Genomic DNA, 8,911 nt, shown 5'->3' with positions numbered 1-8,911 from the left:
CCATAGGGGAATCCAAAAAAAGGGTACGACCCTTTGCTGGTTCACGCGACCGGATCGATATCCCCGAGAAGCTTCCTGATATCAATCCAGATGATCAGTTCGTTCCTTTCCTTTTCCTGGATCTTCACCTTACGCTTGATGATCCCGATGATGGCTGTATCCTCGTTGCTAACCGAGGCAGATGTGTAATCGACCTGTGCCTCTTCAAAGGTCGAGACCGATGTTACGTCATCAACGAGGATACCTGTCTTCGAGCGGGTGATATTGTTGTCGAGGACGATGATACGCGAGGTATCCAGAGTATCGCGGCCGGACTCTGCAATATTGAGCCGGTGCTTGAGATCGATGATTGTCGTGATCTCCCCGCGGAGATCGATGATTCCCCTTACGTACGGCGGCACATTGGGGAGTTTCGTTATGGTGGTATATTCGACAACTTCCTTGACATCGAACAGGTCCACGGCAAACTGCTCGTTGCCGAGTGCGAAGACCACGACTTGGATACTTCCCGATCGCCTACTTACACCTGCCGGCACTGCTGAAGCAGATGCATCCTGGGCCTGCGGCCCGGTTTTTGTCACCATTGCATTACCCCCGGATCAGCTGACCTTGAATTTACGGTTGGCGTCGGTTACATCGACCGCGGTCGATGCAACGGACTGGACCATCCGCGTGATCTCGTCGATGGCGGCGGAGGACTCCTCGGTTGCCGCAGCCGCATCGGAGGCTTCCTTTGCGGTCTGGTCGATAAAGCCTGCCAGTTCGTTGATGTTTGCGGTGACCTCTTCCGTGGTTGCTGCCTGCTCCTCGGTTGCAGCGGCAACTTCCGAGGCACTCATGGCCACTTTCTGGACTGCCGATGCAATGTTCCTGAACGATACAACGGTCTCTGAGACCATCTTCTCGCCCCGTTCGACAACGGCCTTGCTCTCGCCCATAGCAGATGCAGCGCTCTGGGTGCTCTTCTGCAAGGCGGCGATCATCTCCTCGATCTTCTCAGCAGAGTTCCGCGACTCCTGAGCCAGCGATTTCACTTCGGTCGCCACGACCGCGAAGCCCCTTCCCGCTTCCCCGGCGCGTGCAGCCTCGATCGCCGCGTTCAGGGCGAGGAGGTTGGTCTGGTTGGCGAGATCGCGGATGATACCAACGATCTTGGTAATCTCCCCCATCTGCTTCTCCACATCCTGCACGATCACATAGACATGGTCCGAGGTCTTGGCGATCTCGCCCATGCTCTTCTCGGCATTTCCTGCCAGTTCTGCCCCCTTCACCGAGAGATCGTCCGTCTCTTTTGAAAGGGCTGAAACCGATTCCATGCTGGAGGTGATCTCCTCAACTGCAGCGCTCATGTCCTGCATGGCCTTGGTGATCTGCTCGAAGCCCCCGGCGATCTTGGTGGAGTTATCGCTGACCTTGCCGGTATTGATCGCGATATGCTGGACACCTTTCGAGGCATCTTCGATACTCCGGGTCACATTCTGGGCCGTGGACGTCAAGTTCTCCATTTTGCTGTTGACATCCTCGATGTTGATCCGGAGGTTCTTGATGATCTCCCGCACGGAGTCCTGCAGTTTTTTGACAATCCCGTGAATAGCCCTAGTATCATCATCTGGAGGCGTGAGGTCATAGGAAACCGTCAGGTCTCCCTTTGCTGCCTCCCCGTACTCCAATGCAAGCCGGTCTACTTCGTGTTCGACATAGGTATATACTTTAGCCGACTTTTCATGGGCAGCCTTGATATCATCCATTTGCTGCCGCTCGGTGGTCACATCCTGATAAATGGTGAGAATATTCTCTATCTCACCTTTCTGATCCAGAAGTGGGATGGTGAACCGGACTACAGTCCTGACTCCGGTCGGAAATTTGAAGACGCCCTCCCCCTTCGCTGCCCGCCTGAGGGTCCGGGCCTCCTCAAAACCCTCTCCCGATGCTGATATCACGGTGAAGTCCGTGGGCCGCATGGCCAGGGCCCGATCTTTGGAGATGCCAGTCAGCTCGGAAAATGCCTTGTTCACATCGAAGATTTTCAGGTCGGTATCCCAGAGTGCTGTCGGGTAGGGACTCTGGTGGAAAAGGGCGACGGCCCTTCTCTCAATCTTTGTATGGTCTTCTTCCATGGATATGTACACCTCTGATAAAAAATTTTTAATTCTGATCTCTTATCTCTTTTGTTATTCTTATGATATTTAAATTTTTTTTGTTATGCATATCAGATATGTAAACAATAACACGAAAAATCCGCAAAAAAAGTTTACATAGTTGCACACCGACTCCTCTTCCAATGGGGACTAACGAGGCCGAGCTCGATCGCATCAGGGATGTGTTGCGATCCCACCGCAAAGGCCTGACGATAGCAGAAATCGCCCGGCTCATCAGTCTGAACCGCATTTCCACATCAAAATATCTCAATATGCTTCTTGCATCGGGGCAGGCGGAGATGCGGGTGCATGGCCCTTCCCGGGTCTTCTACCCGACCCAGCGTGTCCCGCTCTCGACCATCCTGAATTTTTCCACGTCCATGGTCTTGGTCATGGACGAAACACTGACGATTATTGATGCCAACAACGCCCTCCTTACCTTCTTCTCGGTGGAAAAGAGGGACCTGACAGGTCAGGATATCCGGTACTCCCCACTCGCGGCTTATCACATCCCTGAGGTGATTCCGGTTATCCGCAAAGCGCTTGAATCACAGGACAGTACCGTTGAAATAAATCTGGAAAACGACGGTTCTGAGAACTTCCTCAAGATAAAGGGCGTCCCCACGGTGTTTGAATCGGGCGATCACGGAGTCACCCTGATCGCCGATGACATCACGGAACTGACCCGGTACCGCCGTCACTTGGAGCAGCTGGTTGATGAGCGCTCGCGCGAGCTGACGGATACCAATGCTCGGCTCGTGCGGACGATAGATCATCTCAGGAGGGCCCGGCGCGATGTTAAGGAGAGCGAGAAGAAATACCGCGAGCTCGTGGAGAACGCCAACAGCATCATCTTAAAGACGGATCTGGCGGGGAATATCACGTTCTTCAACGAGTTTGCCCAGAAATTTTTCGGTTTTGCAGAAGAGGAGATTCTGGGACAGAATGTACTCGATACCATCGTCCCCCATGAAGAATCCTCCGCCCCGGACAAGGAAATAATCAGCGGTGTCCTGTCACGGTTTCCGGATTACTCCCAGTCGAAGGTCAGCAGGAATATCCGGAAGAATAAGGAACTTGTATGGATTTCGTGGACGAACAAGAGTATCCGGGATGCGAAAGGAAAGGTTACCGGCCTCTTGGCAATCGGCAATGATATCACTGACCGGAAGCACGCTGAGGATATACTCCAGCAATCGGAAGAGAAGCTCTCCGCGATCATCAATTTCCTGCCCGATGCAACGTTTGTGATCGATACGAACGGGGTCGTCATTGCTTGGAACCGGGCAGTCGAAGACATGACCGGGGTGAAGGCGGGCGAGATGCTGGGTAAAGGGGATTATGAGTATTCGATAGCATTTTTCGGCAGGAAGCGCCCGATGCTCATCGACTTCGCGCTGGATCAGAATCGGGTGCCCCTGGAGGAGTACCACTATACACGGCACGGGGATAACCTGATCACTGAGACCTACTCCTCCTACCTATCCCCGAAAGGCATCTATGTCTGGGCCACAGCGGCACCGCTGTACGACCAGTTGGGCACCCTGATTGGGGCGATCGAGTCGCTGCGGGATATCACCGGGTTTAAGGAGGCGGGAGTCGGTCAACCGGGAACCCGGCCGAAACGTGCCCGGAAACAGCGCAGGGATCCGAATCTGGCCGCGTGAGAGCCGATACGCCTTTGTCTACGGCGCGCACTTGAAATAGAAAGTTACATGGTGGAACGCCCGCGTATCTATCATACGAGAGGCGAAAATTGCCGGCACCACAGGCAGTACTGGATATGGTCCGGCGGTACGAAGCCAACCGCCGGGACTATCATAAAGGGCAGAAGAACGAGACGGAGCTGCGGCGTGATGGGCCGGGACTAATACTCTTCTGTTTTTTGTGCGTGATACTGTCGCCGGTTCTTGGTGATAGAGCACCTGATCCGCGGTTTTTCCGGCACGCGGGAAAAGAATGAAGGGAGCCGGCCTCCGCGACCGCGTCAGGCAGCGACGATCACTTCGCCCTTGTGCATCAGCATGCCGGTGATGAGACTGATGATACTGAAGAAGAGGCAGAAGACCCCGATGAGCAGGATCAGGATCACCGATCCCTCGGTCGGGAGGGGGGCGAAACCGATGATGATACCGAAGAGCAGCGCAAAGAACCCGCTGACGCCAAGGAGGATCCGGAACGGCAGGGCCTCCAGCGAGTAGGCGATGACCAGCACCCCCCAGTGCACCTTCCCGGATTCGCTGATGGAGATGGCGCCGGTGACGATCGAGAGTACCAGCAGGAAGATGCCGACAAGGTAGGCGAACACGGCCTGCATCCCGGTCGGGATGAGGAAACAGAGGACGCCCACGATCAGGGCGAAGATGCCGCGGGTCAGGATTTCAGGTTCCATGGTGGATCATATGCTTGTACCCCCGGCCGGGGTATTATCATTATCCCCGCGCCCGGGGCAGCGTGTCATCATCGGGCAGCACGCGGATCTCCATCTCCGCAATCCGGCGATACACTTTTGCAGTAACGCTCTGGGTCCACCGGTCGAAGACGAGCGACTGGAAGGGCTGCCAGATCGTGACCCAGCAGAAGATCACGAGCACGTTCTCGATCACCTCGATGAGCGGATCGCCCCGGAACCGGGAACAGGCAGCGATACCCAAAAACGAGGGGACGCAGACCGCGATGGTGAGCCGGATCTCCCGGAGGCCGGCCCTCTGGGTAAGCCGCATGCTCCGCTGCATCTCGTCTGCCCGGATTTGGAAGTGGGACCGGACTGCCGAGACAATGGATCTGTCACGGCCCGGTGCGAGATCGGACGCGGGGAGGGTAATCTCAATGGAATTGCGCAGCTCGCGGCGGGAACCCTTCGCCTTGTCGACCACGGAACGGAAGATTTGGCCCTCGGCCCGGTCCGTCAGTTCCCGGCACGGTTCGGGTGAGGGATCGTCAGCATCGTACAGGTGGGCGATGGTCCGAAAGGCAATACGGGCTTCTGTAGCGTTTTCTTCTGGTATCTCCGGCATGGCAGGTCACTGGAACGGTTTGTCTCTCACGAGGATTGTGCGTGCCGGCAGGATAACCGTTTCTTTGTAGCGGGGAGTTTCTGAAAAAAGGGACGGAGAGGAAGACAAACCGCAGAGAACCGGCAGAAAAAGAAGAAGGTCAGTCGGCCTCGATATCCTCGATGAGCTTCCGGATATCGAGCCATATGATCAGTTCGTTTGTCTCCGTGTCGTTGACCTTCACCTTCTTCTTGATGATGCCAAGGATTGCCTCATCCTCGTTGTTCATGGCCCCCGAGGCATAATCCACCCGCGTGGTTTCGAACGTGGAGACGGATGTGACATCGTCGACATGGATGCCGGTCTTTGTGCTGGTGACGCTGTTGTCCAGCACGATGATGCGCGAGTTCTCAGGAACTCCCCCGGGATCTTCGCGGAGGCTGAGCCGTTTCCGCAGGTCGATGATAGTCGTGATCTCGCCGCGGAGATCCATGATCCCCTTGATGTAGGGCGGGACATTGGGGAGCTTTGTTATGGTCGTGTACTCGACCACCTCTTTGACATCGAAGAGATCGATCGCAAACTGCTCGTTTCCGAGCGTGAAGACAACGACCTCGAAGGTCTTTGCCTGCGTTGCGGTGGCATTTGCCATCCTGCCGGCGGCCGCGGGCTTTGCCGGTGCGGGCTCCGGTTGTATCGGAGCAGCTGGCGGTCCGGCGGCCGGTGTACTCGCGGGTTCCGATGCAGCAGGAACCTCCGGCACACCCCCCGCTTCCGTTCCTTTTTGCGGCACCTTTGGTACTGGCGTTTCCTGTACAGGTGCCGGACTCTTGTCCGTCTTCTTTTTTGCTGGTCTCTTTGCTGCCATGATCTCTCCCCGGATCCGGTGACTGTACAATTACGGTTATCCCCTTGTTGTCATGGGAGCCCTTAACTGTTCTGTCGCGGGAACGGTCCCGCGGGGAAGAACAACGGCAGAATGGCGGCATGCTCGCGGAGCAAAAGCACCTCCTTCCACCAATTTTACCGGCTCCGCCACACTCTTATCGGGATCCAGATCCATTATTTACTAAAATGGCTGGACTGGCGGCATCGGAAAGAACGGTACAGGATGCCCTCTCCCCTGGTGGGGCAGTCCTGCTCTCGGCCTTAGAGTTCACCCGTGATCGCATTGCCCGCAGGCTTGTCAGTGACTCGCACGCGATTACCGATCACGATCTCAACTACCTCACCGTCTCGGCCTTCATGCAAATCCTCTTCCTGAAAACCGGCCAGGCATGCGGGTTCACGGAGCCCGGCACGCTCGCGGATCTCGCAGGATGCAATGGGATTACACAACGCATGGGGCGCGCCTGCTCCGATGCCGGTCTTGACCCGGAACGGTTCTTTGAACCCGGACCTGCGGGCTCCCGTGCGCTGCCCGTGGTCAACGATGAGCCGCTCCGTGATGCCATCGGCAGGCTGGACAGCGCGGAGCTCCCTGACCCGGTGGCGGGGCTCCCGCCCGAAGATCTTGCAGCGGTTCTCGATCATGTTGTTGCCACGCGCCTTCAGGTTGGTGAAGGGTATCGTGTTGCCCGGGTGGGGAAATCCGCGCTCCTCTATACCGGAACTGTCGATGTTCCCCCGCAGGAAGTTGTTGAACAGGTTGTAACAAGTGCCGTCCGGAACGGAAGCAAAAATGCCCGGGAAGAGATGCGGGAGATCCGGGCTCTTGACCCGGCCTGCGGGGCCGGGCTCTTCCTCCTTGCACTGTTTCGCAACCGTGTCCGGAAAAAACAGGGCCGGAACAACCGGCCACTGACCATTTCAGAGCTGCTGAAGGTTCTCAGCACCTCAGTCTTCGGCACCGATATCGACCCGGAATCCGTGAGCGCAGCCCGGTTTGTCCTGCTGCTTGCGTTCATTGAGGAGTGCCGGAAGTCTGGTCCTGTGGTGCCCGGCCCGGATCAGATCAGGGCTGCCTGTACTTTCCTCACGGAAACGATCCGGTGCGGGAATGCGCTGATTGGCCCGGACTATTTTTCCGGCAAGCCGGTCTTCCCGTTCAATGCGGAGGAACGCCGGCGCGTGAACGCATTCGATTGGCGGGCTGCGTACCCGGACATCATGGCACAGGGCGGGTTCGATGCAGTGATCGGTGCCCCGCCTCCGTACCGGCCGTTCGCTGTGAAGGCACGCGAGGAATACTTCCAGACGCACTATGATTCGTATGCGGCTTCCGCCGGCCTGTACGGGTACTTCATCGAGCGCAGTCTCTCGCTCATCAGGCCCGGAGGAACGCTTGCCTTCCTTGTGCCCGGGACATTCCTGCGATCGGAGCATGCCCGGCCGCTCCGTCGCCTCCTGCTCGGCCGGCAGATCACCCGGGTCGCCTGTACCGGAAGGACGCGGGTACTGCCGGAAGGGGATATGCCTATCTACCTTCTCGTGCTGAAGAACGAGGGGCCCCGCGATCCCTTCACGGTCTCCCCGGATTGTTTTTCAGGCCGGCACGATTTCCAACTTGATCCGCGCATGCTGGACGATGGCGGCTGGACGCTGGAGGACACCCGCACAGAAAAGATCCTTCTCAAGATCCGGGGAAAAGGCACCCTGCTCGAAGAGTATGTCATGGGGGAGCTCGGGACAGGGACGCATGCTGAACAGGACAATCCCCTGGTCGTGAACCGGGTGACGCGGAACCGGCTGACAAAGAACGCATGGTGGGCCAGGCGTTTTTTCGTGCCGCTCCTCTGCCCGGCCGATATCCGGCGCTATGTTCCAAAAAAGCCGTCGCGGTATGCGATCACCGGAACGGGCAGCAGCAGGATCCGGAAATGCCGGGCACTGGTACAGTACCTGGAAAGCGGAACAGAGCGTAGAGGTAAGGAGTCAGGCCGGAGTACCGATGATGATGAGCAGGATCGCGCACAGGATCATGTTCAGGAACATTTCCTTCCGGAAAAACCCATGCGAAAAATTATTTTTGCGCTCCATCAGCACAGCCCGGCATTCAGTCTCGATCAGAAAGGTACGTACGCCATGGCAAGTACGGTCTCTGCAATTCTCCGGAATGATCCGTATCTCGCGGCGATCCTGAACTCAACGCTCGGCCGGTTCATCATCTGGCACATCTGCCCGTACACGGACCGCGGGTATCACATGAGCCCGGCATCGCTCGGAAAATTTCCGGTCATCGTGCCGGACTTTGAAAAATTTTCGGACAAAAAAATTTACGAAAAGATCATGTTGCTGGTCTCGCAGATGATCTCGCTGCAGGATTATTGTTCCCGGACCAAAACCGACCAGGAGCGCCGGTTCGTGCAGCAGGAGATCGATGCAACGGACGTCCGGATCGATGCGCTGGTGTACGAGCTGTACGGGCTGACTTCGGAGGAGATCGCGGTGGTGGAAGCGGGATCTGCCTGATAGGCCGATCGAGCCGGAGAAGAAGTATTATCTCTTCGATGAGGGGAGCGCATCCTGAAACGTCACATCGGATCAGAGAACATCATTTCAGGATCAATCCCGGGTATCACCCCGGAAAACGCCCATATCTGTATTCCGGTCCACCCCCTCTCCTCCCCCCCCTCTCTCTGGAAAGGAAGACGATCCCCTGCTGGAACTCTTCTATACTCTCCGGTTATTCTCAGCGTGATACCGTCTGTTTGACAAAAGGAAGACGATAAGTGATTTTCTGAAAAACTCCCAACAAAAAGTGGTAAAACTATCCGGTTATGCCGGACCGGAAATAAGGAATCGGAGCTCTTTACGGGTTCGGATTGCCGTATCCGG

At 56.6% G+C, this 8,911-nt stretch carries 7 protein-coding genes; 2 read left to right on the top strand and 5 right to left on the bottom strand.

The window, feature by feature from the left end; translation table 11 throughout:
* Positions 1-41: 41 nt before the first annotated feature.
* Positions 42-584 carry a chemotaxis protein CheW gene (locus METFOR_RS14265; protein ID WP_015286866.1) on the bottom strand — a complete coding sequence of 181 codons (543 nt, stop codon included), beginning with the start codon at positions 582-584 and terminating at the stop codon, positions 42-44.
* Between the two features lie 15 nt (positions 585-599).
* Entirely contained in the window at positions 600-2,117 is a 1,518-nt protein-coding gene (locus METFOR_RS14260) for a methyl-accepting chemotaxis protein (protein WP_015286865.1), read from the bottom strand.
* 164 nt (positions 2,118-2,281) lie between these two features.
* Between METFOR_RS14260 and METFOR_RS14255 the strand changes: the two genes are divergently transcribed.
* Positions 2,282-3,805, top strand: coding sequence for a PAS domain-containing protein (locus tag METFOR_RS14255; protein ID WP_015286864.1), 1,524 nt, complete (start codon positions 2,282-2,284; stop codon positions 3,803-3,805).
* Positions 3,806-4,125: 320 nt separating this feature from the next.
* Here METFOR_RS14255 and METFOR_RS14250 read toward each other — a convergent pair whose 3' ends face one another.
* The 3 genes from METFOR_RS14250 to METFOR_RS14240 all read right to left on the bottom strand — a co-directional run bounded on the left by METFOR_RS14250 (position 4,126) and on the right by METFOR_RS14240 (position 6,002).
* Positions 4,126-4,530, bottom strand: a complete 405-nt coding sequence (locus tag METFOR_RS14250; protein WP_015286863.1) for a hypothetical protein — start codon at positions 4,528-4,530, stop codon at positions 4,126-4,128.
* Positions 4,531-4,570: 40 nt separating this feature from the next.
* Positions 4,571-5,155, bottom strand: a complete 585-nt coding sequence (locus METFOR_RS14245; RefSeq protein ID WP_015286862.1) for a hypothetical protein — start codon at positions 5,153-5,155, stop codon at positions 4,571-4,573.
* Between the two features lie 139 nt (positions 5,156-5,294).
* Positions 5,295-6,002: a chemotaxis protein CheW gene (locus METFOR_RS14240; protein WP_015286861.1), complete on the bottom strand. Its 708-nt coding sequence runs from the start codon at positions 6,000-6,002 to the stop codon at positions 5,295-5,297.
* 206 nt (positions 6,003-6,208) lie between these two features.
* On the opposite strand from METFOR_RS14240, the gene METFOR_RS14235 reads away from it, so the two are divergent.
* Positions 6,209-8,545: an Eco57I restriction-modification methylase domain-containing protein gene (locus METFOR_RS14235; RefSeq protein ID WP_015286860.1), complete on the top strand. Its 2,337-nt coding sequence runs from the start codon at positions 6,209-6,211 to the stop codon at positions 8,543-8,545.
* The last annotated feature ends 366 nt before the right edge of the window (positions 8,546-8,911 follow it).

The organism is Methanoregula formicica SMSP (assembly GCF_000327485.1).
GTDB classification, from domain to species: Archaea; Halobacteriota; Methanomicrobia; order Methanomicrobiales; family Methanospirillaceae; genus Methanoregula; species Methanoregula formicica.
The sequence above is the reverse complement of the archived record's forward strand: the minus strand, read 5'-3'. Positions and strand labels throughout refer to the sequence as shown.